Below are 531 nucleotides of genomic sequence, written 5' to 3' on the forward strand. Positions count from 1 at the left end.
TGGCCGGCCGGCACGGGAACAAGGGTGTGATCGGCAAGATCCTGCCGACCGAGGACATGCCGTTCCTGCCGGACGGCACTCCGGTCGACATCATCCTGAACACCCATGGTGTGCCGCGTCGTATGAATATCGGCCAGATCCTGGAGACCCACCTGGGCTGGGTCGGCAAGGCAGGCTGGAAGGTCGACGTCGCCGGCGACGGCGCCCGCCCCGATTGGGCGCAGGCGCTGCCGGAGGAGATGCTGGCCGCTCCGGCCGAATCCAACATCGCCACGCCCGTCTTCGACGGCGCGCGCGAGGAGGAGCTGACCGGGCTGCTGAGCTCGACGCTGCCCAACCGCGACGGCGAGCGCATGGTCAACGACGACGGCAAGGCCACGCTGTTCGACGGACGTTCCGGCGAGCCGTTCCCGTACCCGGTGGCGGTCGGCTACATGTACATCCTGAAGCTGCACCACTTGGTCGACGACAAGATCCACGCGCGTTCGACCGGTCCGTACTCGATGATCACCCAGCAGCCGCTGGGTGGTA

The 531-nt window shown here is 67.4% G+C and carries 1 pseudogene; it reads left to right on the forward strand.

Annotation, left to right across the window (positions count from 1 at the left end):
* A pseudogene (locus IU459_RS37545) lies at positions 1-531 on the forward strand (DNA-directed RNA polymerase subunit beta); the annotation flags it as partial.

The sequence above is a fragment of the Nocardia amamiensis genome (genome assembly GCF_015477605.1).
Lineage (GTDB): Bacteria > Actinomycetota > Actinomycetes > Mycobacteriales > Mycobacteriaceae > Nocardia > Nocardia amamiensis_A.